Here is a 24683-nt window from a genome sequence, read left to right on the forward strand (position 1 = left end):
AATTAATGTTATTGTGCAATGCAACACGACGCGCGCCATATCGTCGCGTGTCTATTCGAAACAAGTTTGTGGGGAGCCCAGCCGAATGTCGAAAAGCCTTACCAAAGTCTGGTTGCGCGGCTTGAGACGCCTGGTCGCTGGCCAAGTGGAACTGACGCATGTGCCGAAGCCGCGTACGTCGGCCAAGCCGGTGCGTGCCAAAACCGTCAAATCGAAGCTCAAGTCCGCTGCGGCAACGAAAGCCGCAGTGTCGCCGCGTCCGTCGGCGCGCCCGGAAATGCGCGAGTCGCGGGTGCGGCCGCGCGCGTCCGCGTGGGCGCGAGGCAAGTGGGATCGCTCGTATCATTCGGCGCCGCCGACAGCCGGGCGTTTCATCAACCACCTGTCATACGGACTGTACGTGCCGCCGAAGGCCGCACTCGGCCGGATGCCGCTCGTCGTGATGCTGCACGGCTGCAAGCAGACCGCCGACGAATTTGCCCAAGGCACGCGCATGAACCTGCTCGCCGACAAGTACGGCTTCGCGGTGCTGTATCCCGAGCAGTCGAAGCACGAGCATCCACATCGCTGCTGGCACTGGTACGACGATTCAAGCGGCGCGGGCGGCGGCGAAGCGGCGTCGATCGTATCGCTCATCAAGGCGGTGATCGCGAAACATGAATTCGACGCCGAGCGCGTATATCTGGCCGGCATGTCGGCCGGGGCGGGGCTTTCTGCGATGCTCGCGGTGCGTTACCCGCATCTGTTCGCTGCGGTCGGGCTGCATTCGGGCGTCGTTTTCGGCGAAGCGACGTCCGCCATCGGCGCGATGGACGTCATGCGGCGCGGCAGCCGCACGGACCCGGTCGCCCTGATCGATGCTGCCGTCGATGTGCGGACCTATCCGGGCATGCCCGCCGTCATCGTCCACGGCGAACTGGATTCGGTCGTGACGTCGGCCAATGCGGATCAGCTCACGCAGCAGTTCTTGCGGCTGAACGGTTTCATCGACGCCTCCGGCAATCGCCGCGCCGGCGATGTCCGCGAGGAAACGCTGGATGACGGCGTCGTGCGCGACTACGTCAAGAACGGACGGCGCGTCGTGAAAACGTCGATCGTGCGCGGGCTCGGCCATTCGTGGGCCGGCGGAGACGATACCGTGGCGTTCCATTCATCCAAAGGGCGCGATTCGGCAGCGCTGATGTGGGAGTTCTTCAAGCATCAGCGCCGTTCGAGCGAAGAGACGCGAGCCGCATTCGTCGCGTGAGCGGCGGCGGATTGTTTCAAGTGTTGGAAAATGGTCTTTAGTATCAGGGTTCTAGCGGGAAAGACTGGCGTCGAATCAGGGATTACCCTATAATCGCTTTCATAGGTAGTTACCCCAGTATTCCAGCGAGGCCAATCATGTTCCTGCTTTCCCGCATCTTCCTTTTTCTGACCAAATCCGCTGAACAGCGTGACCGTGAGCGCGACGACGAGTACCTCGCCGAAGCCACCGATATTTGCGACCTCGAATATCGCATGAAGAAGCTGGATCAGCGCGCGGCGGCACGTCATCCGTCGTGGATGTCGAACTGAGCTTGATCGCCGCGTACTTCGCGGTAGACACAAAAATGCCGGCTGATAGAGCCGGCATTTTTATTTGCGCGTACGAAAAGCGTTAAGCGCCCGACGTGTCCGATGCGTTCGGCAAATCCGGCGTATCGGGCGATTGGACGCCGAAGCAACCGCGGTACGTCGCGTAGAACGAGCAGTAGAGCGCCGTCGTCACCAGGATCGATGCCGGCATCAGCACCGCGAACGCCATCTCCCGCCCTGCGCCGATCGCCTGCATGAACGCGGTCAGTCCGAACGACACCGCCAGCGCAACCGCGATCCACAGCACGCCGTACAGAACGAACGCGCCGCGATTGCGCCAGCACGAAACCAGGCTGAAAAACAGCGCCTTCGCCGTCGTGACCTCGTGCCACGCGACGAGAACCGGCGCGAACCAGAAGAGCATCGCGATCGGCAGGTAACACGCCATCGCGACGAGCACGGCCAGCGGATTGAAGCTCGCCGCCACGGTCTCCGGATCGCCGGAAGGGCCGTTGCCCATCATCAGGTTGAGCAGTGTGCCGCCGTCGACGAGCGCGGAGACGCCGAAGATCACGCCCATCGCGACGATATACAGCGCACCGAGCACCAGCAGCCGGCGCGCCACCGCGTTGCCGTAGGAGCGGAAACCATCGACGAGAATGGTCGGCCAGACCGGCTTTCCCGCGATGGTGTTCCGACAGGCCGCCATGAACCCGACCGCGATACCCGGAATGAACAGCAGCGGCAGCAACGGGCCGATGAGCGGCACGCGCGAAATCAGCGTCATCACGAACAAGTAGGCGAAAAACAGCGTGAGGAACGCGAACGGGTTGCGGCGGAACAGCCAGATGCCCTGGCGGAACCACACGTAGCCGGTCTTGGCGGGAACTTCGATCAGTCGCATGGGTGAGTTGCCGGGTTACCGTTAAGCGGAAGAAGAAGCGGCACCGATGCGCTCGCGCAGGATGCGTTCGAAGTGGCCGGGATCGTGCGCCTTGAGCATCTCTGCCTCGCGCGGACGATGGAAGTCGTACAGCCGCGAGACCCAGAAGCGCATTGCGCCGGCGCGCAGCATGTCGTTCCAGTGGCGGTCTTCGGCCGGCGTGAACGGACGCACCGTTTGATAGGCGCGCAGCAAGGCATCGACGCGCGCGGGATCGAGTTCGCCGGTCTGCAGGTCGATACACCAGTCGTTTACGGTGACGGCGACATCGAAGAGCCATTTGTCGACGCCTGCGAAGTAGAAATCGAAGAACCCGCCGAGCCGCGCGTGCTCCCGGCCGTGCGCGAACAAAACGTTGTCGCGGAACAAGTCGCAATGGCACGGGCCTTCGGGCAGCGCGGCGTAATCGGACGAGCCGAAGAACGCGGCCTGATGCGCGAGTTCGGCCTGGATGAGTTCGCGCTGGCTGTCGCTCAGGAAATCGACGATGGCCGGCACGTTCTCCTGCCACCACGACAGACTGCGCAGGTTCGGCTGATGCCGCGCGAAGTCGCGCCCCGCGAGGTGCATGCGCGCGAGCATCTGTCCGACTTCGATGCAGTGCGCAGGCGTCGGCGCAAGCTCCGGCGCGCCTTCGAGCTTCGTGACGATGGCCGCCGGCTTGTCTTTCAGCATCCCGAAGAGCGAACCATCGCGGCGCGGCATCGGGTCGGGCACCGGCACGCGATGCGACGCGAGATGCCGCATCAGGTCGAGATAGAACGGAAGCTGGCTGGCGGTGAGCTTTTCGAAGATCGTCAGCACGTACTCGCCGTGCGTTGTCGTGAGAAAGAAATTACTGTTCTCGATGCCCGACTGGATGCCGCGAAATTCGACGACATCGCCGAGATCGTAGTGTTGCAGCCAGTCGCCGAGTTCGGCGTCAGTGACGGGGGTGAATACGGCCATGCAGGAAACGTCGGTCTGGTGAATGGCCCGCGCGGGCCGAAAGAGGAAGCCCGCTGCTGAAGAGCGGGCTCGAAGCGATCTTGCTTGAGTCAATAGCGCAGATTGACGGACGGCAGGCGCGTGCTCGCCTTGCCGTTGTCGCGCACTTGCGGCGACGTGTCCGCAGGCGAGCTCATCTGGTAACGCGTGCCGAAGTTCGAATGCACGTTGATCTCGACGGGCTTGCCCTTGTCGCGGTACTCGGTGATTTCCGTCCCGTTGGAACTCAGTTCATGGAAGCTCGGCTTGCGCGGCGGCGAAATTTCCACCTTCGAACTGACGTTGGCGGGCGGGCGGTTGATGGCCTTGAGATTCGGAAGGCCCGCGGCTTCCTCCGGCGACATCGTTTGTTGCGTGGCCGGTTGTGCTGCCGGTTCGACAGCGTTGGGCGCCGATTGCGCGAAAACGCCAACGCTTGCGGCGGCGAGGACTGCCGCGGCGGCAGAAAGAAGGGGCTTCATGGGAGTTCTCCAGGCGATGGGCGGATTCTAGCAAACCCTACCGAAAGCGAAGCATTGCCTTATTCTGCGCTGCTTTTGCGGCTCGCGGCACCGTACCTCAAAAGATCGCGGCGGAGGCACCCACGCGATGAGGGGCTTCATGGTTCTCGCATTCTTCCGTGTTAATGTGATTTATCACGAGCGCACAAAGACACGCACAAGATCATGACAAACGACCGCACTCAAAGCACTCAGGGCACGCCCGCGAGCGACTTCCCGACCGAATCCTTCGACGATCCCACAGCCGCCGTCACGCGCCTTTCCGCGATCTACGAAGCGAACACGGCCTTCCTGCGCGATGCCTTCGCGCGATACCGGCGCAACGAGCAGTTCACGCATCGCGTGCGCGCGTGCTATCCGTTCGTGCGCGTGCGGACGGAGCTGAATTCGCAGATCGATTCGCGGCGCTCGTACGGCTTCGTCGCCGGCCCGGGCATCTTCGAGACGACGCTCACGCGCCCCGATCTTTTCGGCGATTACTATCGGGAGCAGTTGCGGCTTCTCGCGAAGAATCATCACGTGGGGATCGAAGTGGGCGTATCCGCGCAGCCCATTCCGATTCACTTTGCGTTTGCAGAGGGCATTCATCTCGAGGGCGATCTCGATCGTGATCGTCTGCTCGCGATGCGCAATGTCTTCGATACGCCCGATCTCGCGCTGCTCGATGACCGCATCGTCAACGGCACGTACGAACCGGCGGCGGGCGAGCCGCATCCGCTCGCGCTTTTCACGGCGGCGCGGGTGGATTTTTCGCTGCATCGCCTGCGCCATTACACGGCGACTTCGCCGACGCATTTCCAGAACTACGTGCTCTATACGAACTATCAGTTCTATATCGACGAGTTCGTGAAGCTCGGTCGCACGATGATGTCCCGCGCCGACGATGAGGAGACGCGGGCGTATCGCAGCGAGTATTCGTCGTTCGTCGAACCGGGCGATGTCGTCACGTACAACGCGAATCTGGATGCGCAACCGGAGGAAGGCGCCGCGCCGGCGCGCCTGCCGCAGATGCCCGCGTATCACCTGAAGCGCGCGGATGGCAGCGGCATCACGATGGTGAACATCGGCGTGGGGCCGTCGAACGCTAAGACGATCACGGATCACATCGCGGTGTTGCGTCCGCATGCGTGGATCATGCTCGGGCATTGCGCGGGGCTGCGCAATACGCAGCGTCTCGGCGACTACGTGCTCGCGCACGGCTATGTGCGCGAGGATCACGTGCTCGATGCGGACCTGCCGCTATGGGTGCCGATTCCCGCGCTCGCGGAAGTGCAGGTCGCGCTGGAGAAGGCGGTCGCGCAGGTCACGCAGCTCGAAGGTGTCGAGCTGAAGCGCGTGATGCGCACGGGCACGGTCGCGAGCGTCGACAATCGTAACTGGGAGTTGCGCGAGCATCGTGAGCCGGTGCAGCGGCTGTCGCAAAGCCGCGCGATTGCGCTCGACATGGAGAGCGCGACGATCGCCGCGAACGGATTCCGCTTCCGCGTGCCGTATGGGACGTTGTTATGCGTGTCCGATAAGCCGCTGCACGGCGAACTCAAGCTGCCGGGAATGGCGGATCAGTTTTATCGCGCGCAGGTGGATCAGCATTTGCAGATCGGCGTGAAGGCGATGGAGTTGCTGCGGATGAACGGCTTGTCGAAGCTGCATTCGCGCAAGTTGAGGAGCTTTGCGGAGGTGGCGTTTCAGTGAGGTGTCATCCGTAAGCGGGCGAGCTCACTTAGCGTTGACGTCGCCCGTCTGCGCAATCTTGATGAGGACGTCTTGCTCATACGCGTACCACGCCGCAAGGCACGGCTTGTCCGCGCACTTCTGTTGCCGGTGATTCCACTGCTTGCGGAGCCGCTCCGCAAGCGCTGCTTTGTCGACGACGGCGGCTTGGGCCTCCCGCACCAGATGGGCAAGAATCAAATCTGCGTTAGCCAGTTCTATATCGCGGCATATCAAGTATTCGGGAGTCGAACGAAAGCTCGCACAGTCGAAGCTCGTGCGATAGGTGCGCGCATTGGCATCTGGCAGCTGCCGCATTACCTCGTCCTCATAGCGCAGCTCTTCAGCGAACGAAACGCCGCGCGTCGCCGCTGCGTACTTCGATAGTTTGAATGCTTCGAAAAAGTTGACTACCGCTTGCATATCCTGACGGTTATAAGCGGCAGTTAACAGCTCGGCAATCGTCAGTTCGCCCTTTCGCATTTGCAGGAAGGTCCGCCAGTCGGGGTCGTTGATGATTCGATTGAATTCAGGCTCTTGCTGCATTACTTCCGCTGCAAATTGCTGTTGGGGATCAAGCTTTGACTCGGCAGTGGTTGCCTCGTACTGCGACTGCTCTGGGTCTGCAGTAACAGTCGCACCGGCAGGGCTACTCGGCGGATGTTCCTTATCAGGCGCGGGCGAATTGGCTGCACTAGCGGGCAAAGCGACGCGTTCACTGGCGTCGTTCAGCATGCCGTTCAACTGCGTGACGATCATCGCAGCCAGAGCCATCGCTCCCAGCAGAGCGCTCGCCCACAGCACGACCATGCGCCAACGAGAGAATCGGTCCGGTCTTTTCCGAGTTGAGAAAGCCCAGACCGTACACGCAATGGGAACGAATTTGAATCACGCGCGATCAGTGCGAGCACATTGCCACGGAGGCGGAAGGCTCAAATGTCGGAGCCTTCCGCACGAGCCATACGCATCACAAATAAAACATCCGATCCTCATCCGACTTGCCTTCAGCCGGCGGCTCGGCCGCTTCCTCGCGGTCTTCATAAAACCGCAGCACCGCATCGAGCACTTGGTCCGGCTCGTCGATGACCTGCATCAGATCCAGATCCTTCTCGCTGATGACACCGTTAGTGAGGAGCGTCTTCTTGAACCAGTCCAGCAGCCCTGCCCAGAATTCCGCGCCGACCAGTACGATCGGCACGTGGCGCGACTTCTTCGTCTGAATGAGCGTGAGCACTTCGGCCAGTTCATCGAGCGTGCCGAAACCGCCGGGCATCACCACGACCGCATCCGAATTCTTGACGAACGTGACCTTGCGCGTGAAGAAGTGACGAAAGCGCAGCGAAATGTCCTGCCACTGATTGCCCGACTGCTCGTGCGGCAATTCGATATTCAAACCGACCGACGGCGACTTGCCCGCGTGCGCGCCCTTGTTGGCCGCTTCCATGATGCCCGGGCCGCCGCCGGAGATGACCGCGAAGCCCGCATCCGAGAACTTTTGAGCAATTTCGATGGTGCGCTGATAGTACGGCGACTCAGGTTTCAGACGCGCCGAACCATAGATACTGATGGCAGGGCGGATCTCCGAGAGGTACTCGGTCGCCTCGATAAACTCTGCCATAATCGTGAACATCTGCCACGACGCGCGAGCCTTCTTGGCCGTCGCGCGCTCTTGATCTGCGAGCGATCGCAGACTCGGAATCACTTTTCTCTTGTTCATAATGCCTGAAGAACTCAGTCTTGAAGGTAAGACCCTGCTATTGGTCGACGGTTCTAGCTACTTGTACCGGGCTTACCATGCGATGCCTGACCTGCGTGGTCCCGACGGCGGTCCCACCGGCGCACTGTATGGAATGGTGAACATGCTGCGGCGCCTGCGGCGCGAAATCAATGCAGAGTATAGCGCGTGCGTCTTCGATGCAAAGGGCAAGACCTTCCGCGACGACTGGTACGCCGACTACAAAGCCAACCGTCCTTCCATGCCGGAAGACCTTTCGAAACAGATCAAGCCCATTCACGTCGCGGTGCGTGCGCTCGGCTGGCCGCTCGTGATGATCGAAGGCGTCGAAGCCGATGATGTCATCGGCACGCTCGCCGTTCAGGCCGAAAAACGCGGCATGAAAGTGATCGTGTCGACGGGCGACAAGGATCTGGCTCAGCTCGTGACGGATCATGTCGCCCTCATCAATACGATGACCAACGAAACGCTCGATCGCGCGGGCGTCGTGAACAAGTTCGGCGTGCCGCCGGAGCGCATCGTCGACTATTTGTCGCTCATCGGCGATACCGTCGACAACGTGCCCGGCGTCGAAAAATGCGGTCCGAAGACCGCGCTCAAATGGCTCACCGCATACGATACGCTCGATGGCATCGTCGCACACGCAAGCGAGATCAAAGGTGCGGTAGGAGACAATCTGCGCAAGGCGCTCGACTTCCTGCCGATGGCCCGGAAGCTCGTCACCGTGCACACGGAATGCGACCTCGCTTCGCAGATCGCGTCGATCGAAGAGACGCTGCCGAGCCGCCCCGAAGCACGCGACGAACTGCGCGATGTCTTTCTCCGTCACGGCTTCAAGACGTGGCTGCGAGAGATCGAAATCGCGGATGCCGTCGAAGGTCCGACCGACACGCCGCCCGCGGAAGTCACCGAGATCGTTCACCACTACGAGACCGTGCAGACGTGGGAACAGTTCGATGCCTGGCTCGCGCGCATCGATGGCGCTGAGATCACGTCGTTCGATACCGAGACCACGTCGCTCGATCCGATGGTCGCGCAGATCGTCGGCATCTCGGTGTCGGTCGAAGCGGGGCATGCCGCGTACATTCCGCTCGCGCATCGCGGGCCGGATGCGCCCGTGCAACTGCCGCGCGATGAAGTGCTCGCGAAGCTCAAGCCCTGGCTCGAGGACGCATCGAAGAAGAAGGTCGGGCAGCATCTGAAGTACGACGAACAAGTGCTTGCCAGCTACGGCATCGACTTGCGCGGCGTCGAACACGACACGCTGCTGCAGTCGTACGTGCTGGAGTCGCATCGTCCGCACGACATGGACAATCTCGCGCTGCGGCATCTGGGCGTGAAGACCATCAAGTACGAGGACGTCGCGGGCAAGGGCGCATCGCAGATCGGCTTCGACGAAGTGCCGCTCGACAAGGCCGCCGAATACGCCGCCGAAGACGCGGATGTCACCTTGCGTCTGCATCAGGCGCTTTATCCTCAGGTCGCGGAGGAAGAAGGCTTGTTGCGCGTGTACCGCGACATCGAGATGCCGACATCGCGCGTGCTGCGCAAGATCGAACGCAATGGCGTGCTGATCGATCGCGAGAAGCTCGACGCGCAGAGCAATGAAATCGCGAAGCGTCTCATCGACTTGCAGACGCAGGCGTACGAGCTCGCGGGCGACGAATTCAACCTCGGATCGCCGAAGCAGATCGGGCAGATCTTCTTCGAGAAGCTGGAATTGCCCGTTGTGAAGAAGACGCCGAGCGGCGCGCCTTCCACTGACGAAGAAGTGCTGCAAAAGCTCGCCGAAGATTATCCGTTGCCGAAGGTCCTGCTCGAGCATCGCGCGCTGTCCAAGCTCAAATCCACCTACACGGACAAGCTGCCGCGCATGGTCAATGCATCGACGGGGCGCGTGCATACGAATTATGCGCAGGCCGTCGCGGTGACGGGACGGCTGTCGTCGAACGAACCTAACCTGCAGAACATCCCGGTGCGCACGGGCGAAGGACGGCGCATTCGCGAGGCGTTCATCGCGCCGCCGGGCTGCAAGATCGTCTCCGCCGATTACTCGCAGATCGAGTTGCGCATCATGGCGCATATCTCCGGCGATGAATCGCTGATGCGCGCGTTCAGGCAAGGCGAGGACGTGCATCGCGCGACCGCGTCGGAAGTGTTCAGCGTGACGCCGCTCGAAGTCGACAACGACCAGCGTCGCATCGCGAAGGTCATCAATTTTGGGCTGATCTACGGCATGAGCTCGTTCGGTCTCTCGTCGAACCTGGGTATCACGCGCGATGCAGCCAAGCTCTATATCGACCGCTATTTCGCGCGTTATCCGGGCGTCGCCGCTTACATGGACACGACACGCACCACCGCGAAGATGAACGGCTTCGTCGAGACGGTATTCGGACGCCGTCTGTGGCTGCCCGAAATCAACGGCGGCAGCGGCCCGCGCCGTCAGGCGGCTGAGCGCGCGGCCATCAATGCGCCGATGCAGGGCACGGCCGCCGACCTCATCAAGATGTCGATGATCGCGGTGCAGGACTGGATCGAAAGCACGGGCATGGGCACGAAGATGATCATGCAGGTCCACGATGAACTGGTGCTCGAAGTGCCGGAAGAAGAACTGCCGGACGTGCGCAAGCGTCTGCCCGAACTCATGTGCGGCGTCGCGGAACTGAAGGTGCCGCTCGTCGCGGAAGTGGGCGTCGGCAACAACTGGGAAGAGGCGCATTGATGTTTCGGCGCGGCGCGTATGTCCGGCATGCGACGGCGGCGCTTGTCCATGCGCTGCGTGCTCACGCACAATGAAAACTGGCGCGGGAACGCACTCGAATTCAAAGCCATAGGGAGAGCTCCATGCATCGCTTCATCATCGTCGGCGGCGGAGCCGGCGGTCTCGAACTCGCGACGCGTCTCGGCGACCGCTTCGGTTCGAGCAACGCCAGGCCGGACACCAGGGCGCCGCGCGCGCAGATCACGCTCGTCGACCGTAATCCGACGCATATCTGGAAACCGCTGCTGCACGAAGTCGCGGCAGGCAGCATGGACCCGTTCACGCAGGAACTCGAATATGCGGCGCAGGCGCTGTGGCACGGCTTCGAGTTTCAGCAGGGCGAGCTCGTCGGGCTGGATCGCGCGCAGAAGCGCATCAGGATCGGCGCGCTGCGCGACGACGAAGCAGGCGAACTGCTGCCCGAGCGGGAGCTCGAGTACGACACGCTCGTGCTCGCCATCGGCAGCACCACGCATTTTTTCGGCGTCGACGGTGCGCAGCAGTTTTCAATCGCGCTCGATACCGTCGGCCAGGCCGAACTCTTTCGCAAGCGGCTGATCGCGGCCTGCATGCGGGCCGAGCACGTCGCGCCCGAGCCGGTCGCGGCGGGCATCGGGGAAATGGCGCCGATGCCTGCCGTCGAAGCCGCGCCGCGCATTCAGGTGGCGATCGTCGGCGCGGGCGCGACGGGCGTCGAATTGTCGGCGGAACTGCGCAACACCGCGCAAGTGCTGGCCGCTTACGGGCTGCACAAGCTCGATCCAAAGAACGATATCGGCATCGTGCTGATCGAAGCGGGGCCGCGCATCCTGCCGGCGCTGAAGGAGAGCGTGTCGAGCGCGACGGCCGAACTGCTCACCAAGCTCGGCGTCCGGCTGATGACGGGCGAAACCGTCGCGCAAGTCACGCGCGATTCGATCCGCACGGCGAGCGGCAAGATCATTCGCGCGGACCTGACCGTGTGGGCGGCGGGCATCAAGGCGCCTGCGGTGCTGTCACAACTCGATGGCTTGCCGACCAATCGCCTCGGCCAGTTGATCGTGCGTCGCACGCTGCAAACGGAAATCGACGACAACGTCTTCGCCCTGGGCGATTGCGCCGCGTGTCCTTGGCCCGGCACGGAACGCAACGTGCCGCCGCGTGCGCAGGCGGCGCATCAGCAAGCGAGCTTTTTGTTTGCGGCGTTCGAGCGGCGCATGCAGGGCAAGCCGCTGCCGGAATATACCTATCGCGATTTCGGCTCGCTCGTATCGCTCGGGCGGTATAGCGCGGTCGGCAATCTGATGGGCGGACTGATCGGCGGCAACATGCTGATCGAAGGACTCTTCGCGCGCTTCATGTATATGTCGCTGTACCGGCTGCATATCGCGGCGCTGCACGGCTACGCGCGCATGATGCTCGATACCGTCGCGCACTGGCTGCGCCGGTCCACCGCGCCCCGCGTCAAGCTGCACTGACGGCGCAGCGGCACGGCAAAGCTGTTTAGAATGAGCGGCGCGCTTATATCCGGCGCGCCCGGGCGTGCGGCATTCGCCCGTGACAGTCGTCCAGCGCCGCGCTGCATGATGCTCAACGAGAAGCGCGGTTTCCGGTTCAGCGCCATCGACGGTACTCGGCCCCATGCAGCCGACGCCCGCATCGGCGGCGCCTTGGCGGCTCTTGCCGCAGGAGCTTCGCATGCTGACTCCCGAAGTCGACAGCCTTATCCCGCACGTTCCGTTCGATCGCCGCGGCTTCCTCAAGGCCGCGCTGGGCACCGGCTTCGCCGCCGCCGTCCTGCCGGTCTCCGCGCAAACCATCCATACCGATAGCGACGGTCTCGAGGCCGGCTCCATCGGCGTGCGCGGCGCGGACGGCACGCTGGTGCCGGCGTATCGCGCGCAGCCGAAGGGCAAGACGCATCTGCCGGTCATCATCGTGATTCACGAGATCTTCGGCGTGCACGAACATATCGCCGATGTCTGCCGCCGCTTCGCCAAGCTCGGCTATCTGGCCATCGCGCCGCAATTGTTCACGCGCCAGGGCGACGCCGCGTCCATGCCGTCGATTCAGCAAATCAACGATCAGATCGTCTCGAAGCTGCCGGACTCGCAAGTGCTCTCCGACATCGACCAGATGGTCAAATGGGCGGGCGAGCACGGCGGCGATACGAAACGCCTGGGCATCACCGGCTTCTGCTGGGGCGGGCGCATCACGTGGCTCTACGCCGAGCACAATCCGAACGTGAAGGCGGCGGTCGCGTGGTACGGGCGGCTCGTCGGCAGCAAGACGGCGACGACGCCGAGCAATCCGGTCGACAATGCGGGGAATTTGCAGGTGCCGGTGCTCGGCCTGTACGGGCGGCAGGACCAGAGCATTCCGCAGGACAGCATCGAACAGATGAAGCAGGCCATCGCCAGCGCGCCGCAAAAAGGGCGCGGCTCACAGTTCGTCGTGTATGACGATGCCCCGCACGCGTTTTTCGCCGACTATCGTCCGAGCTACCGCAAGGCCGACGCCGAGGACGGCTGGAAGCGCGCGCTCGCGTGGTTCCGCGAGCACGGCGTCTGAATACGGCTCAAGGGTTCGCGCCCGTGGCGACGGGGCGGCCCGGATCGGCGCTCCATTCGCTCCACGAACCGGGGTAGAGCGCCGCGCCGTGCAGGCCGGCCACTTCCATCGCCAGCGCGTTGTGGCACGCGGTGACGCCGGAGCCGCACTGCAGAACGACGCGATCCACCGGCGTCGCGCCGATCAGCGACGCGAACGCTTCACGCAACTCGTGCGCGGTCTTGAAGCGCCCTTCCGGCGTCAGATTGTTTTTGAAGAAGTGATTCAGCGCGCCGGGAATGTGCCCGCCGACGGGGTCGATCGTCTCGTTCTCGCCGCGATACCGGTCTGCGGCGCGCGCATCGATCAGCAGATGATCGCGCGTGCCGATGCTGCGCTCGATCGCTTGCGCATCGATGGTTACCTGGAGCGGCGCGGCGGCCTTGAAGCTGCCTGGCGATGTCGGCGGCACGGCGGTGTCGAGCGACTTGCCGGCGGCTTCCCATGCCTGCAGGCCGCCATCGACGAGCGCGACGGAATCGTGCCCGAGCCAGCGCAGCAGCCACCACAGACGCGCCGCGTACATGCCGCCTTGCGCGTCATAAGCGATGACCTGCTGGCCTTCGTTCAGCCCGAAACTCGCGAGCTTCGCGACGAGCGCCGCGCGCTCCGGCAACGGATGACGACCGTTCGTGCCGGTCTTCGCGCCGGACAGATCGCGGTCGAGATGCAAATAGTGCGCGCCCGGAATGTGGCCTGCGGCGTAGGCGGCTTCTCCGGCTTCGGGCGCGGCCAGATCGAACCGGCAATCGAAGACGACGACGCTGCCGGGCGCCGTATCGAGCCGTTCGGCGAGATTCGTCGCGGAGATGAGCGTGGTGTAGTGAGTGTGCGGCATGACGGCTCCTCGAGCAGCTTGCAATGCGGGCAGAGCCGATAGTCTAAAAGAAAAAACGGGCCCGAAAGCCCGTCTCTTCGAATTGCCAGTGCGCGCTCAGATGGCGCCGAGCTGATGCCGCAGGAACTCGTGGAAATGCTGCATGCCGGATTCCATCGGACTCTGATACGGCCCGACCTGGTTCTCGCCGCGCGACATCAGCGCCCGACGGCCGGCATCCATGCGCTCGGCGATTTCATCGTCTTCGCGCGCGGTTTCCATGTACGCCGCACGTTCCGCCTCGATGAACTCGCGCTCGAACAGCGCGATTTCCTCGGGGTAGTAGAACTCGACGATGTTCGTCGTCTTTTGCGTGCCGCGCGGAATGAGCCACGACACGACGAGCACGTGCGGATACCACTCGATCATCAGGCCGGGGTAGTACACCATCCAGATGGCGCCGAACTCCGGCGGCGCGCCGTTGCGAAAGCGCAGGACTTCGTCGTGCCACTTCCGATAGGTCGGGCTGCCGGGCTTTTCCAGATTCTTGTGGACGCCCACCGTCTGCACGCTGTACCAGTCGCCGAATTCCCATTCCAGGTTGTCGCACGACACGAAGCTGCCCAGCCCCGGATGGAACGGCGCGACGTGGTAATCCTCCAGATAGACCTCGATGAAAGTCTTCCAGTTGTAATTGCACTCGTGCACTTCGACGTGATCGAACATGAAGCCCGAGAAGTCGAAGTGGCGCGCGGTGCCGAGCTTCGCGAGATCGGCCGCGACGTTGCGGCCCTCTGCCTCGAAGAGCAGGCCTTGCCAGTTCTGCAGCGGCGTCGCGCCGAGATTGAGGCAGGGCTTGTCCGCGAAGTGCGGCGCACCGAGCAACTGCCCGTTGAGATCGTAGGTCCAGCGGTGCAGCGGGCAGACGATGTTGTCCGCGGTGCCGCGGCCGTTGAGCATGATGGCCTGGCGATGGCGGCACACGTTCGACAGCAGTTCGATTTGCTGCTGATTGCGCACGAGCACGCGCCCTTCGCCCTCGCCCGGAAGCGCGAAATAGTTCCCCGCTTCGGGAACCATGAGTTCGTGCCCGACGTAGCGTGGACCCTGCTTGAAAAGTGTGTCGAGTTCGCGCGTAAGAAGCGCTTCGTCAAAGTAAGCCGTGACTGGCAGTTGGCTATGAACAGCCTTCAACTGCAATGCATTGCTCAGATTGGACATTCCCACTCCCGTTAAGACGTGAAAGCAGTGAACAACCCAACCATCGAAGATTCGATTTAGGGAGCCCGCGATTATACCGAAATCCGCCACGCCGGGGCGCATAAGGTCTTGATTTGGGTATAAATTGTCACGAGAGTTCCGCTAAGCGCGTGTTTATCGCGCCGGTGCGGGTGCGCCGTTTCATGCGGTTTTCGGGCAGATGGCGACAAGCCGGCTCGCGCGGTCCCTCGTCTGCCATACGTACCGGGTGCGGGTCGAAAATTTGGCTTTTGCCGTAGAATGTGCGACTTGGTTCCAATTTTCAACTGCACATCCACGATTCATGGCGAAGACCGCAGTCCAGGCAACAGGCGAAGAAACCGGCGGCAACGCGCCGGGCGCGGACGCCGCGTCGCTTCCGGAAAATTACGAAGCCGCGCTGGCCGAGCTCGAATCGCTCGTGGCGCGCATGGAAGAGGGCGCGCTGAGCCTCGAGGATTCGCTTGCGGCGTACCGTCGCGGCGCGACGCTTGTGGGCTTTTGCCAACAGCAGCTCGAAAAAGTGGAGCAGCAGGTTCGCGTGCTCGATGGCGAGACGCTCAAGCCGCTGCCCGCCGACGTACAGCGCGCGAGTCAGGGCGCAACTCAGGGCGCAACTCAGGGCGCGGGCGCAGCCACCGACAACGGGGACGACCTATGACCTTCGAACAATGGATGCGCGCCACGCTCGACCGCGTCGAAACCGCGCTCGAGCATTACCTTCCCGGAACGGACATCGCTCCGGCGCGGCTCCATGAAGCCATGCGCTACGCCGTGCTCGGCGGCGGCAAGCGCGTGCGCCCGCTGCTCGTTCACGCAGCCGGCGAACTGACCGGCGCGAGCGCGCAGGCGGTCGAGGCCGCGAGCGCCGCGCTCGAAATGATCCACGTCTATTCGCTGGTGCACGACGACATGCCCGCCATGGACGACGACGCCCTGCGCCGCGGCAAGCCCACGGTACACATCCAGTATGACGAAGCGACGGCGCTGCTCGTCGGCGATGCGCTGCAGTCGCAGGCGTTCGTCGCGCTGACGGCCGAAGGCAACGGTCTCTCCGATAGCCAGCAGGCCGCGCTCGTGCGCGAACTGGCGGTTGCGAGCGGCTCGGTCGGCATGGCGGGCGGGCAGGCGATCGACCTCGAAAGCGTCGGCCGCAAGCTGTCGCGGCCCGAACTCGAGACGATGCATCGCAAGAAGACGGGCGCGCTGTTGCGCGCCTCGGTGCGCATGGGCGCGCTGGCGGGCGGGCCGCCGGGCGCCGAAGCACTCGCGGCGCTCGATCAGTACGCCGCCGCGGTCGGCCTCGCGTTCCAGGTCGTCGACGACATTCTCGACGTCACCGCGGACTCCGCCACGCTCGGCAAGACGGCGGGCAAGGACGCCCAGCACGACAAACCGACTTACGTGTCCATCATCGGACTGGACGCATCCCGCGAACTCGCTGCGCAACTCGGCCGCGACGCGCACGCCGCCATCCGGCCGTTCGGCGCACGCGGCCAGCGGCTTGCTGAACTTGCTGACCTGGTTGTGAACCGGGTGCATTGAATGTTGAATGCGTGACGAACCCCACGGCGCAACAATCGCGCTGAACGAATCACGCCAGTTTTCCTACAATGGGACGACGATGTACGACTTGCTGAAATCCATCGACGATCCGGCCGACCTCCGCGCCCTCGATCGACGCCAACTGCAGCCGCTTGCCGACGAACTGCGGGCCTACGTGCTCGACAGCGTGTCGCAGACGGGCGGCCATCTGTCGTCCAACCTGGGCACGGTCGAGCTGACGATCGCGCTGCACTATGTCTTCGATACGCCGAACGACCGTATCGTGTGGGACGTCGGCCATCAGACGTATCCGCACAAGATTCTGACCGGCCGCCGCGACCAGATGCCCGGCCTGCGCCAGTTGGGCGGCATCTCCGGCTTCCCGCGCCGCGCCGAGTCCGCTTACGACACCTTCGGGACGGCGCACTCGAGTACGTCGATTTCGGCGGCGCTCGGCATGGCGGTCGCGAACAAGCTGCAGGGCGACAACCGCTATTCGATCGCCGTGATCGGCGACGGCGCAATGACGGCCGGCATGGCGTTCGAGGCGATGAACAACGCGGGCGTCGCCGACGACCTGCCGCTGCTCGTCATCCTGAACGACAACGACATGTCGATCTCCCCGCCGGTCGGTGCGCTGAATCGCCATCTCGCCCGCCTGATGTCGGGCCGTTTCTACGCCGCCGCGCGCGCGGGCGTCGAGCGCGTGCTGCGCGCCGCCCCGCCGGTGCTGGATCTTGCGCGCAAGCTCGAGGAGCACGCGAAGGGCATGATCGTGCCGGCGACGCTGTTCGAAGAGTTCGGCTTCAACTACATCGGACCTATCGACGGTCACGATCTCGACTCGCTCGTCCCGACGCTGCAGAACATCAAGGAGCTGCGCGGCCCGCAATTCCTGCACGTCGTCACGAAGAAGGGCCAGGGCTACAAGCTCGCCGAAGCCGATCCGGTGCTCTATCACGGTCCCGGCAAGTTCAACCCGGCCGAGGGCATCAAGCCGTCTACCGCGCCGTCGAAGAAGACCTACACGCAGGTGTTCGGCGAATGGCTGTGCGACGCCGCCGCGCAAGACTCGCGCGTGGTCGGCATCACGCCCGCCATGCGCGAAGGCTCGGGCATGGTCGAATTCGAGAAGCGCTTCCCGGACCGGTACTTCGACGTCGGCATCGCCGAGCAGCACGCGGTCACGTTCGCGGGTGGTCTCGCGGCGGACGGCATGAAGCCCGTCGTCGCCATTTATTCGACCTTCCTCCAGCGCGCATACGACCAGTTGATTCACGACGTCGCGCTGCAGAACCTGCCGGTGGTTTTCGCAATCGACCGCGCGGGTCTCGTCGGCGCGGACGGCGCAACGCACGCGGGAAACTACGACCTCGCGTTCCTGCGCTGCATTCCGAACATGACGGTGATGGCCGCATCCGATGAGAACGAATGCCGCCAGATGCTGTACACCGCGCTGCAGCAATCGAATCCGACTGCCGTGCGCTATCCGCGCGGCGCGGGCACGGGCGTGGCCACGGTCAAGCAGATGACCGCGCTTCCCGTGGGCAAGGGCGAGATTCGCCGCGAATCGTCGCAGAAACTCGGCTCCGGCAAACGCATCGCGATTTGCGCATTCGGCACGATGGTCGCGCCGTCGCTCGCTGCCGCCGACGAACTCGACCTGACCGTCGCCAACATGCGTTTCGTGAAGCCGGTCGATGCCGATCTGCTGCGCGAACTCGCTGCGACGCACGACGCCATCGTGACCATCGAGGAAGGCTCGATCATGGGCGGCGCGGGCTCGGCGTGCGTCGAAGCGCTGCTGGCGAGCGGCATCGTCAAGCCGGTGCTGCAACTGGGCCTGCCGGATGTGTTCATCGATCACGGCGATCCCGCGAGGCTGCTCGCGAGCGTTGGCCTCGACGCGGCCGGTATCGCGCATTCGATCCGCGAGCGTTTCCTGAGCGCCGTCGAAAGCGCGGGCAAGCTGACCAAGCGCGTCGCCTGACGCGAATTCGGCTGACAGGCGGGCCCGGGGAAGCGGCGCGCCAGACGTAAGGTCAGCCATGCGGCGCGGGTTCTCCCCCGCGCCGTTTGCGTTTCATCGTTTATCGCCGCTCAACGCCCGGTCTTTCCGCGCGCGGCGCAAAGGACATAACAAATGAATCAGATGAATCCCGCCTTCATCATGCCCGATGTGCAAAGCACGCCGGATACGCGTCAAATCGATATCGCGCGCGTCGGCGTCAAGGGCGTGCGGCATCCGCTGTCGGTGCGCACGGCGAGCGGCGTGCAGCCGAGCGTCGGCGTTTGGAACCTCGATGTGCATCTGCCCGCCGATCAGAAGGGCACGCACATGTCGCGCTTCGTCGCGCTGCTCGAGGAGAATCGCGAGCCGCTCGATCAGGCCGCGCTGCAGACCATGCTCGCCGCGATGCTTACGAAGCTCGAAGCGCACTCCGGCCGTATCGAGGTGAGCGTGCCGTATTTCGTGATGAAGACCGCGCCGATATCGGGCGTGCAGAGCCTGCTCGATTACGAAGTGACTTTCGTCGCGGAGAAGCGCAACGGCGAAACGCGTCTGTCGCTGAAAGTGCTCGTGCCGGTGACGAGCCTGTGCCCGTGCTCGAAGAAGATCTCGCAGTACGGCGCGCACAATCAGCGATCGCATGTGACGATCACGGCCGAACTGGCCGGCGATGTCGCGGCAGAGGAACTCGTGCGCGTTGCGGAAGAAGAGGCGTCGTGCGAACTGTGGGGCCTGCTGAAGCGCCCCGACGAGAAGTTCGTGACCGAGCGCGCTTATGAGAATCCCAAGTTCGTGGAAGACCTCGTGCGCGATATCGCGGTGCGGCTGAATGCCGACGATCGCATCGTCGCGTATGTGCTGGAAGCGGAGAATTTCGAGTCGATTCACAATCACAGCGCGTATGCGGTCATCGAGCGGGACAAGCGCTAAGCGTTTGCGCTGACAGCTGAACGAAGAACCGGTCCGCGCGACCGGTTTTTTCATGCAAACGCCGGTTCCGCTGCCGAATGCGTTTCCCGCACCGAATCGATGACGAGCGACGCGAGCCGCTCGACCGGGGCCGATGCGCCCGCCGACGCCCGATGCAACGCGAGCGGAATCGACGGCAGCGGCGGCAAGCCGGATTCGACGTCGTCCAACGCGCGCACGGTCGACGGCAGCCCGTAACATGTCCGCACAGTGACGCCGAGCCCGGCTGCAGCCGCGGCCCACAGCCCCGCGAGGCTCGGGCTCGTGAATGCCACGCGCCATTTGATTCCCGCGCGATCGAGCGCTGCCGTCGCCGCGCTGTGAAAGACACACGGACGGTCGAAGGCGATGAGCGGTAGCGGCTCGCTTGCGTGCTGTTGAAAAGGCACCGACGACGAGCCGATCCAGCGCATGCGCGGCGCCGCGATCGGCTCGAATTCTTTTGCGCCCGCCATGCCCCACACGAGCGCGAGATCCAGCTGACCGGTATCGATCCGTTCCAGCAGTTCGGTGTTGCGCGCGACGCGCGCTTCGATCCGCACCTTCGGATGCGCCCGCGCGAAGCGGCCGAGCACGTCCGGCAGCACGGCTTCGCCGAAGTCCTCCTGAAGGCCGAGCCGAATCCATCCTTCGAGATCGACGCCGCGCACCGCCACCGCCGCTTCGTCGTTCAGCTCGACGAGGCGCCGCGCGTAGCCGAGCATCACCTCGCCCGCGTCGGTCAGCGCCAGCCCGCGCCCCGACTTGCGAAAGAGTTCGATGCCCGCCTGCTCCTCCAGCTTGCGAAGCTGCGCGCTGATCGCTGACGTCGACCGGCCCACGCGATCCGCCGCCTTCGCAAAACTGCCCAGCTGCATGCCGGCGACGAAGCTGCGAAGCACGGCAAGGTCGAACGTCGTTTGATTCATGATAACCATCCTGTTTTATCGAATGATTCGTCCAGAACTATTTGATTTTCAGGACGATCCTAAGCCGTCAAACTGGCCGCAGTCAACGATGACGAGGCATGGCATGGCAACGACTTTCGACTCAACCGCGCCTGCGGCTGGCGGCGCGCATCGCTGGAAGGTGCTCGGCGTCGGCGTGGCGGCGAACGCGAGCTTTTCCGCCGCCGTCGCCGGCATACCGACGACCGCCGTCTGGTTGCGCAGCGGCTATCACCTGAGCAACGGCGAGCTGGGGCTCGCGCTGGGGGCGCTGGGGCTGGGCGCGGCGGTATCGGAGTTGCCGTGGGGCCTGCTCACCGATCGATGGGGCGATCGCCGCGTCCTGCTGATCGGACTGATTGCGACCGCCGCCGCGCTCGCCGCGATGAGCGTGTTCGTCGCGCCTTCGACGAGCGCGGCAACACCGTCGCTCGCTTGGCTCGTGGTCGGCCTGTGCGCGCTGGGCCTGTTCGGCGGCAGCGTGAACGGCGCGAGCGGTCGCGCGGTGATGGCCTGGTTTGCGGAAGGCGAGCGCGGCCTCGCGATGAGCATCCGGCAGACCGCCGTGCCGCTCGGCGGCGGGATCGGCGCAGCGTTGCTGCCGTGGCTCGCGTCGTCGATCGGATTCTCCGCCGTATTCGGCGCGCTGGCCGCGATGTGCGCGGTTGCCGGCGCGTTCACATGGCGCTGGCTGCGCGAGCCGCCGCACGCGAAGCCGTCGCAGCCGAAACGCGCCGCGCCGCTCGGCGACGTGCTCGTGTGGCGCATGGTGCTCGGCATCGGCGTGCTGTGCGTGCCGCAATTCGCGGTGCTGACCTTCGCCGCTGTCTTTCTGCACGATGCCGGCCGCTTCGGCGTCACGTCGATCAGTGCGACGATGGGCGCGCTCCAGCTCGGCGCGATGGTCATGCGCGTGTGGAGCGGCCGTTACACGGACCGGCATGGGAATCGTCGCGGATATTTGCGCGTATCGACGTGGATCGCGGTCGCGTCGTTCGGGGCGCTCGCGGCGGCGACGGCATCCGGCGCAGCCCGCGCGCCCGTCGTGCTCGCGGCGATGATCGTCTTCGCGGGCGTTTCGATATCGGCATGGCATGGGGTTGCGTACACCGAGCTGGCGACGCTCGCGGGCACCGCGCGCGCCGGAACCGCGCTCGGGATGACGAACACCGCCGTGTACGTCGGCCTCTTCTTGACGCCGCTCGCGATTCCTCACGTGCTGGCCGCCGGCTCCTGGACGGCCGTGTGGCTCGCGGCGGGCGCTTGCGCGACGCTCGCGCTGCCATTGTTTCCGAGGCCCGCGCGACCTTAAACTGCCGACTCCGACAACACGGAGCGCGTAATGATTCTGATCGGCCAATACGATTCCCCGTTCGTGCGGCGCGTCGCCATCGCGTTGCATCTCTACGGCATTGCGTACGAGCATCGCCCGTGGTCCGTCTTCGGCGATGCCGACAAGATCGCGCCGATCAACCCGCTGATCCGCGTGCCGACGCTCGTGCTCGATTCCGGCGACGTGCTGATCGAAAGCGCGATGATCCTCGACTACCTCGACGACGAGGCGGGCGCAACGCGGGCGTTGATCGCATCGCACGGCGCGGCGCGGCGTGAAGCCCTCAAGGTTTGCGCACTGGCGACGGGACTCGCCGACAAAGCCGTCGCGCTCGTCTACGAGCGGGTGCTGCATGAGCAGGAATCGCAGGCGTGGGTGGATCGCTGCAGGCGCCAGGTCGAGCGCGTGCTCGATGCGCTCGAAGCCGACCGCGCCGCGCGCCCGACGCCTTTCTGGTTCGGCGATGCGATCGGTCACGCGGACATCGCCGTGGCGTGCGCGCTGCGCTTCGCCCGCGAGGCGCATGCGCCGGTTTTCGCGGGCGCGCGATGGCCTGCCTTGACCGCGCACGGCGATCGATGCGAGGCGCTCGATGTGTTTCAGTCGGTCGTGCAGGCGTTCAGCCCGCCGAGGAAGAACTAGGCGCGCGCGAGCGAGGTCAGGTCCCAGCGCGGCTTCACGGTGAATGCGTAGTCGCGCACGGCCTGGTCGGGCCAGCGCGTGAGCCGCAGCGCGCCGGCGAGCGCGATCATCGCGCCGTTGTCGGTGCAAAGCGACAAATCGGGATAGTGGACGTCGAAGCGCCGCTTCTTCGCCGCCGCCGACAGCGCCTCACGCAACTGCCGGTTCGCGCCGACGCCGCCCGCGACCACGAGGCGCTTCAGTCCCGTCTTCCTGAGCGCCGCGAGCGACTTCGCGACGAGCACATCGACGGCGGCATCGACAAAACCGCGCGCCAGATCCGCTTTCGCCTGTTCACAGACGTTCGCGCCGAGCTTGCGGCTCTGGGTCAGCACGGCGGTTTTCAGGCCGCTGAAGCTGAAATCGAGATCGCCGGAGTGCAGCATCGGACGCGGCAGCGCGACCGCGCCCGGCGTGCCGAATTCGGCGAGCCGCGAGACTTCCGGCCCGCCCGGATAGCCGAGGCCGAGCAGCTTCGCGGTCTTGTCGAAGGCTTCGCCGGCGGCATCGTCGAGCGTTTCGCCGAGCGTCTCGTAGACGCCGACATCCGTGACGCGCATTAACTGCGTATGCCCGCCCGACACGAGCAGCGCGACGAACGGAAAGGGCGGCGGTGCATCGACGAGCAGCGGCGACAGCAAGTGTCCTTCGAGATGATGGATGCCGACCGTCGGCTTGTCCCACGCCATCGCCAGCGCATTGGCGATGCTCGCGCCGACGAGCAGCGCGCCCGCGAGCCCCGGCCCTTGCGTGAACGCGATGGCGTCGATGGCGGCGCGCTCCGCCTTCGCCTCCGCCATCACCTGTTCGAGAAGCGGCAGCGCCCGGCGGATGTGATCCCGCGACGCCAGTTCCGGCACGACGCCGCCGTACTCGCGATGCATCGCGATCTGCGAATGAAGGGCGTGCGAAAGCAGGCCGCGCTCCGTGTCATAGAGCGCGAGGCCGGTTTCGTCGCAGGAACTTTCGATGCCGAGAACGAGCATGATGAAGGCGTCGGAGGGTAACGGGAAAGTATACCAGCGGCCCCAGTTACAATGCGCGGCATGGAATCCTTCGATATCGCCGTCATCGGCGCGGGCGCGGCCGGCATGATGTGCGCGGCCGTCGCGGCTCAGGCGGGCCGGCGCGTCGTGCTCATCGACCACGCGGAACGCCTCGCGGAAAAAATCCGCATCTCGGGCGGCGGCCGCTGCAACTTCACCAACATCAACGCGCAACCGGCGAACTTCCTGTCGGCGAATCCGCATTTCTGCCGCTCGGCGCTCGCTCGCTACACCCCGCGCGACTTTCTCGCGCTTCTCAAGCAATACCGCGTGAAGTGGCACGAGAAGCACAAAGGCCAGCTCTTTTGCGACGATTCGAGCGAGACGATCATCGATGTCCTGCGCAGCGAGTGCGATGCGGGCGGCGTCGCGTGGCGGCGGCCGGTGAGCGTGCATGCAATCCGCCAGGACGGCGCGCGCTTCACGCTCGATACGACCGCCGGCGCGATCAGCGCGGCGGCGCTCGTCATCGCGACGGGCGGACTCTCCATCCCGAAGATCGGCGCCACGGACTTCGGCTATCGCGTGGCGAAGCAGTTCGGGCACAAACTCATCGATACGCGCCCCGCGCTCGTGCCGCTCACCTTCACTTCCGCCGACTGGACGCCGTTCGCCGCATTGTCCGGACTGTCGCTGCCGGTTCGCATCAGCGCCGGCAAGGGCAAGACGCGCGGCGAGTTCGACGAGGACTTGCTGCTCACGCATCGCGGGCTGTCGGGGCCGGGCGTGCTGCAAATCTCGAGCTACTGGAATACGTCCGAATCGATTCACGTCGATCTGCTGCCGGAACTGGACGCGACCGAACTTCTGCTGGACGCGAAAGCAGGATCGAAGAAGCAGATCGGCAATTTTCTGACCGAGCATCTGCCCGCGCGGCTCGCGCATGCCTGGCTCGATGCGCAGCGCGTAAGCGTCGATGCGCGCCTCGCCGATCTCCCCGACCGCACGCTGAAAGCGATCGGCGCGTCGCTGTCCGACTGGTCGCTCACGCCGAGCGGCACGGAGGGATATCGCAAGGCCGAAGTCACGCGCGGCGGCGTCGATACGCGCGAGCTATCGTCGGCCACGATGATGAGCGAGCGCGTCGCGGGACTGTACTTCGTCGGCGAGGCGGTGGACGTCACCGGCTGGCTCGGCGGCTACAACTTTCAGTGGGCGTGGGCCTCGGGCTTCGCGGCGGGCAAGGCTGCGGCCGAGTACGCGCACGGCATCGCCAGGGTGGCCTGAGGGCGCGCGGGACGGCGTTTCTCCGGCCTCGAAAGACGGACCCGTTTGCTATACTCGGACGGTCATCGGAGGATTCCTTGCGCGCCTTTGCGCTGCTCCTTCGCCCT

General features: G+C 64.4%; 22 protein-coding genes. 13 read left to right on the forward strand and 9 right to left on the reverse strand.

The genetic code is table 11. The features are described from left to right. Positions 1 to 85 precede the first annotated feature (85 nt). Both P9220_RS14770 and P9220_RS14775 read left to right on the forward strand, forming a co-directional pair. Positions 86 to 1246: a PHB depolymerase family esterase gene (locus P9220_RS14770; RefSeq protein WP_309765746.1), complete on the forward strand. Its 1161-nt coding sequence runs from the start codon at positions 86 to 88 to the stop codon at positions 1244 to 1246. Positions 1247 to 1383: 137 nt separating this feature from the next. After that, positions 1384 to 1557, forward strand: coding sequence for a DUF3563 family protein (locus tag P9220_RS14775; protein ID WP_309765747.1), 174 nt, complete (start codon positions 1384 to 1386; stop codon positions 1555 to 1557). Positions 1558 to 1639: 82 nt separating this feature from the next. Here the strand turns inward: P9220_RS14775 and P9220_RS14780 are convergent, their stop codons facing one another. The 3 genes from P9220_RS14780 to P9220_RS14790 form a co-directional block, all read right to left on the reverse strand. Beyond that, the gene (locus P9220_RS14780; protein ID WP_309765748.1) at positions 1640 to 2461 is read right to left on the reverse strand and encodes a BPSS1780 family membrane protein; all 822 of its coding nucleotides are present in this window, start codon (positions 2459 to 2461) and stop codon (positions 1640 to 1642) included. A 21-nt stretch (positions 2462 to 2482) separates the two neighbouring features. Then, positions 2483 to 3448, reverse strand: coding sequence for a homoserine kinase (locus P9220_RS14785; protein WP_309765749.1), 966 nt, complete (start codon positions 3446 to 3448; stop codon positions 2483 to 2485). 89 nt (positions 3449 to 3537) lie between these two features. Beyond that, positions 3538 to 3948, reverse strand: a complete 411-nt coding sequence (locus tag P9220_RS14790; RefSeq protein WP_309765750.1) for a hypothetical protein — start codon at positions 3946 to 3948, stop codon at positions 3538 to 3540. Between the two features lie 204 nt (positions 3949 to 4152). Between P9220_RS14790 and P9220_RS14795 the strand changes: the two genes are divergently transcribed. Then, the gene (locus P9220_RS14795; RefSeq protein WP_309765751.1) at positions 4153 to 5679 is read left to right on the forward strand and encodes an AMP nucleosidase; all 1527 of its coding nucleotides are present in this window, start codon (positions 4153 to 4155) and stop codon (positions 5677 to 5679) included. Between the two features lie 24 nt (positions 5680 to 5703). On the opposite strand, the gene P9220_RS14800 is transcribed toward P9220_RS14795, so the two are convergent. Further along, positions 5704 to 6507, reverse strand: a complete 804-nt coding sequence (locus tag P9220_RS14800; protein WP_309765752.1) for a hypothetical protein — start codon at positions 6505 to 6507, stop codon at positions 5704 to 5706. Between the two features lie 157 nt (positions 6508 to 6664). Then, a complete protein-coding gene (locus P9220_RS14805; RefSeq protein WP_309765753.1) occupies positions 6665 to 7414 on the reverse strand; it encodes a TIGR00730 family Rossman fold protein in 750 nt (249 codons plus the stop codon). A 1-nt stretch (position 7415) separates the two neighbouring features. Here P9220_RS14805 and polA point away from each other — a divergent pair, with 1 nt between their 5' ends. The 3 genes from polA to P9220_RS14820 all read left to right on the forward strand — a co-directional run bounded on the left by polA (position 7416) and on the right by P9220_RS14820 (position 12743). Continuing rightward, complete coding sequence (gene polA, locus P9220_RS14810; protein ID WP_309766761.1) at positions 7416 to 10154, forward strand: DNA polymerase I; 2739 nt, start codon at positions 7416 to 7418, stop codon at positions 10152 to 10154. Between the two features lie 122 nt (positions 10155 to 10276). Then, positions 10277 to 11650 (forward strand): NAD(P)/FAD-dependent oxidoreductase, encoded by a 1374-nt coding sequence (locus P9220_RS14815; RefSeq protein WP_309765754.1) that lies wholly within the window; start codon positions 10277 to 10279, stop codon positions 11648 to 11650. Between the two features lie 220 nt (positions 11651 to 11870). Next, entirely contained in the window at positions 11871 to 12743 is an 873-nt protein-coding gene (locus P9220_RS14820; protein WP_309765755.1) for a dienelactone hydrolase family protein, read from the forward strand. 7 nt (positions 12744 to 12750) lie between these two features. Here P9220_RS14820 and P9220_RS14825 read toward each other — a convergent pair whose 3' ends face one another. Both P9220_RS14825 and P9220_RS14830 read right to left on the reverse strand, forming a co-directional pair. Then, complete coding sequence (locus P9220_RS14825) at positions 12751 to 13620, reverse strand: sulfurtransferase (RefSeq protein WP_309765756.1); 870 nt, start codon at positions 13618 to 13620, stop codon at positions 12751 to 12753. Positions 13621 to 13716: 96 nt separating this feature from the next. Next, a complete protein-coding gene (locus P9220_RS14830; protein ID WP_309765757.1) occupies positions 13717 to 14820 on the reverse strand; it encodes an aromatic ring-hydroxylating dioxygenase subunit alpha in 1104 nt (367 codons plus the stop codon). 322 nt (positions 14821 to 15142) lie between these two features. On the opposite strand from P9220_RS14830, the gene P9220_RS14835 reads away from it, so the two are divergent. The 4 genes from P9220_RS14835 (at position 15143) to folE2 (ending at position 19324) form a co-directional block, all read left to right on the forward strand. Beyond that, positions 15143 to 15499, forward strand: coding sequence for an exodeoxyribonuclease VII small subunit (locus tag P9220_RS14835; RefSeq protein ID WP_309765758.1), 357 nt, complete (start codon positions 15143 to 15145; stop codon positions 15497 to 15499). Further along, a complete protein-coding gene (locus P9220_RS14840) occupies positions 15496 to 16383 on the forward strand; it encodes a farnesyl diphosphate synthase (RefSeq protein ID WP_309765759.1) in 888 nt (295 codons plus the stop codon). Before P9220_RS14835 ends, P9220_RS14840 begins: the two co-directional genes overlap by 4 nt. Before the next feature lie 79 nt (positions 16384 to 16462). Next, on the forward strand, positions 16463 to 18373 hold the full coding sequence (gene dxs, locus P9220_RS14845) for a 1-deoxy-D-xylulose-5-phosphate synthase (RefSeq protein WP_309766763.1): 1911 nt from the start codon (positions 16463 to 16465) through the stop codon (positions 18371 to 18373). Positions 18374 to 18526: 153 nt separating this feature from the next. Then, positions 18527 to 19324 (forward strand): GTP cyclohydrolase FolE2, encoded by a 798-nt coding sequence (gene folE2, locus P9220_RS14850; RefSeq protein ID WP_309765760.1) that lies wholly within the window; start codon positions 18527 to 18529, stop codon positions 19322 to 19324. 50 nt (positions 19325 to 19374) lie between these two features. Here the strand turns inward: folE2 and P9220_RS14855 are convergent, their stop codons facing one another. Continuing rightward, on the reverse strand, positions 19375 to 20271 hold the full coding sequence (locus P9220_RS14855) for a LysR substrate-binding domain-containing protein (protein ID WP_309765761.1): 897 nt from the start codon (positions 20269 to 20271) through the stop codon (positions 19375 to 19377). 103 nt (positions 20272 to 20374) lie between these two features. On the opposite strand from P9220_RS14855, the gene P9220_RS14860 reads away from it, so the two are divergent. Both P9220_RS14860 and P9220_RS14865 read left to right on the forward strand, forming a co-directional pair. Beyond that, a complete protein-coding gene (locus P9220_RS14860) occupies positions 20375 to 21601 on the forward strand; it encodes an MFS transporter (RefSeq protein WP_309765762.1) in 1227 nt (408 codons plus the stop codon). A 30-nt stretch (positions 21602 to 21631) separates the two neighbouring features. Next, positions 21632 to 22264: a glutathione S-transferase family protein gene (locus P9220_RS14865; RefSeq protein WP_309765763.1), complete on the forward strand. Its 633-nt coding sequence runs from the start codon at positions 21632 to 21634 to the stop codon at positions 22262 to 22264. On the opposite strand, the gene tsaD is transcribed toward P9220_RS14865, so the two are convergent. Continuing rightward, positions 22261 to 23289 carry a tRNA (adenosine(37)-N6)-threonylcarbamoyltransferase complex transferase subunit TsaD gene (tsaD, locus tag P9220_RS14870; RefSeq protein ID WP_309765764.1) on the reverse strand — a complete coding sequence of 343 codons (1029 nt, stop codon included), beginning with the start codon at positions 23287 to 23289 and terminating at the stop codon, positions 22261 to 22263. The genes P9220_RS14865 and tsaD overlap by 4 nt on opposite strands. A 60-nt stretch (positions 23290 to 23349) precedes the next feature. On the opposite strand from tsaD, the gene P9220_RS14875 reads away from it, so the two are divergent. Continuing rightward, positions 23350 to 24576 carry an NAD(P)/FAD-dependent oxidoreductase gene (locus tag P9220_RS14875; protein ID WP_309765765.1) on the forward strand — a complete coding sequence of 409 codons (1227 nt, stop codon included), beginning with the start codon at positions 23350 to 23352 and terminating at the stop codon, positions 24574 to 24576. The last annotated feature ends 107 nt before the right edge of the window (positions 24577 to 24683 follow it).

Origin of the sequence: Caballeronia sp. LZ016 (assembly GCF_031450805.1) — a bacterium.
Lineage (GTDB): Bacteria > Pseudomonadota > Gammaproteobacteria > Burkholderiales > Burkholderiaceae > Caballeronia.

Excerpts from the sequence above, each read along its gene's own strand:
- P9220_RS14770 (WP_309765746.1), top strand. The coding sequence starts at position 86 with ATGTCGAAAAGCCTTACCAAAGTCTGGTTGCGCGGCTTGAGACGCCTG.
- P9220_RS14775 (WP_309765747.1), top strand. The coding sequence starts at position 1,384 with ATGTTCCTGCTTTCCCGCATCTTCCTTTTTCTGACCAAATCCGCTGAA.
- P9220_RS14780 (WP_309765748.1), bottom strand. The coding sequence starts at position 2,461 with ATGCGACTGATCGAAGTTCCCGCCAAGACCGGCTACGTGTGGTTCCGC.
- P9220_RS14785 (WP_309765749.1), bottom strand. The coding sequence starts at position 3,448 with ATGGCCGTATTCACCCCCGTCACTGACGCCGAACTCGGCGACTGGCTG.
- P9220_RS14790 (WP_309765750.1), bottom strand. The coding sequence starts at position 3,948 with ATGAAGCCCCTTCTTTCTGCCGCCGCGGCAGTCCTCGCCGCCGCAAGC.
- P9220_RS14795 (WP_309765751.1), top strand. The coding sequence starts at position 4,153 with ATGACAAACGACCGCACTCAAAGCACTCAGGGCACGCCCGCGAGCGAC.
- P9220_RS14800 (WP_309765752.1), bottom strand. The coding sequence starts at position 6,507 with ATGGTCGTGCTGTGGGCGAGCGCTCTGCTGGGAGCGATGGCTCTGGCT.
- P9220_RS14805 (WP_309765753.1), bottom strand. The coding sequence starts at position 7,414 with ATGAACAAGAGAAAAGTGATTCCGAGTCTGCGATCGCTCGCAGATCAA.
- polA (WP_309766761.1), top strand. The coding sequence starts at position 7,416 with ATGCCTGAAGAACTCAGTCTTGAAGGTAAGACCCTGCTATTGGTCGAC.
- P9220_RS14815 (WP_309765754.1), top strand. The coding sequence starts at position 10,277 with ATGCATCGCTTCATCATCGTCGGCGGCGGAGCCGGCGGTCTCGAACTC.
- P9220_RS14820 (WP_309765755.1), top strand. The coding sequence starts at position 11,871 with ATGCTGACTCCCGAAGTCGACAGCCTTATCCCGCACGTTCCGTTCGAT.
- P9220_RS14825 (WP_309765756.1), bottom strand. The coding sequence starts at position 13,620 with ATGCCGCACACTCACTACACCACGCTCATCTCCGCGACGAATCTCGCC.
- P9220_RS14830 (WP_309765757.1), bottom strand. The coding sequence starts at position 14,820 with ATGTCCAATCTGAGCAATGCATTGCAGTTGAAGGCTGTTCATAGCCAA.
- P9220_RS14835 (WP_309765758.1), top strand. The coding sequence starts at position 15,143 with ATGGCGAAGACCGCAGTCCAGGCAACAGGCGAAGAAACCGGCGGCAAC.
- P9220_RS14840 (WP_309765759.1), top strand. The coding sequence starts at position 15,496 with ATGACCTTCGAACAATGGATGCGCGCCACGCTCGACCGCGTCGAAACC.
- dxs (WP_309766763.1), top strand. The coding sequence starts at position 16,463 with ATGTACGACTTGCTGAAATCCATCGACGATCCGGCCGACCTCCGCGCC.
- folE2 (WP_309765760.1), top strand. The coding sequence starts at position 18,527 with ATGAATCAGATGAATCCCGCCTTCATCATGCCCGATGTGCAAAGCACG.
- P9220_RS14855 (WP_309765761.1), bottom strand. The coding sequence starts at position 20,271 with ATGAATCAAACGACGTTCGACCTTGCCGTGCTTCGCAGCTTCGTCGCC.
- P9220_RS14860 (WP_309765762.1), top strand. The coding sequence starts at position 20,375 with ATGGCAACGACTTTCGACTCAACCGCGCCTGCGGCTGGCGGCGCGCAT.
- P9220_RS14865 (WP_309765763.1), top strand. The coding sequence starts at position 21,632 with ATGATTCTGATCGGCCAATACGATTCCCCGTTCGTGCGGCGCGTCGCC.
- tsaD (WP_309765764.1), bottom strand. The coding sequence starts at position 23,289 with ATGCTCGTTCTCGGCATCGAAAGTTCCTGCGACGAAACCGGCCTCGCG.
- P9220_RS14875 (WP_309765765.1), top strand. The coding sequence starts at position 23,350 with ATGGAATCCTTCGATATCGCCGTCATCGGCGCGGGCGCGGCCGGCATG.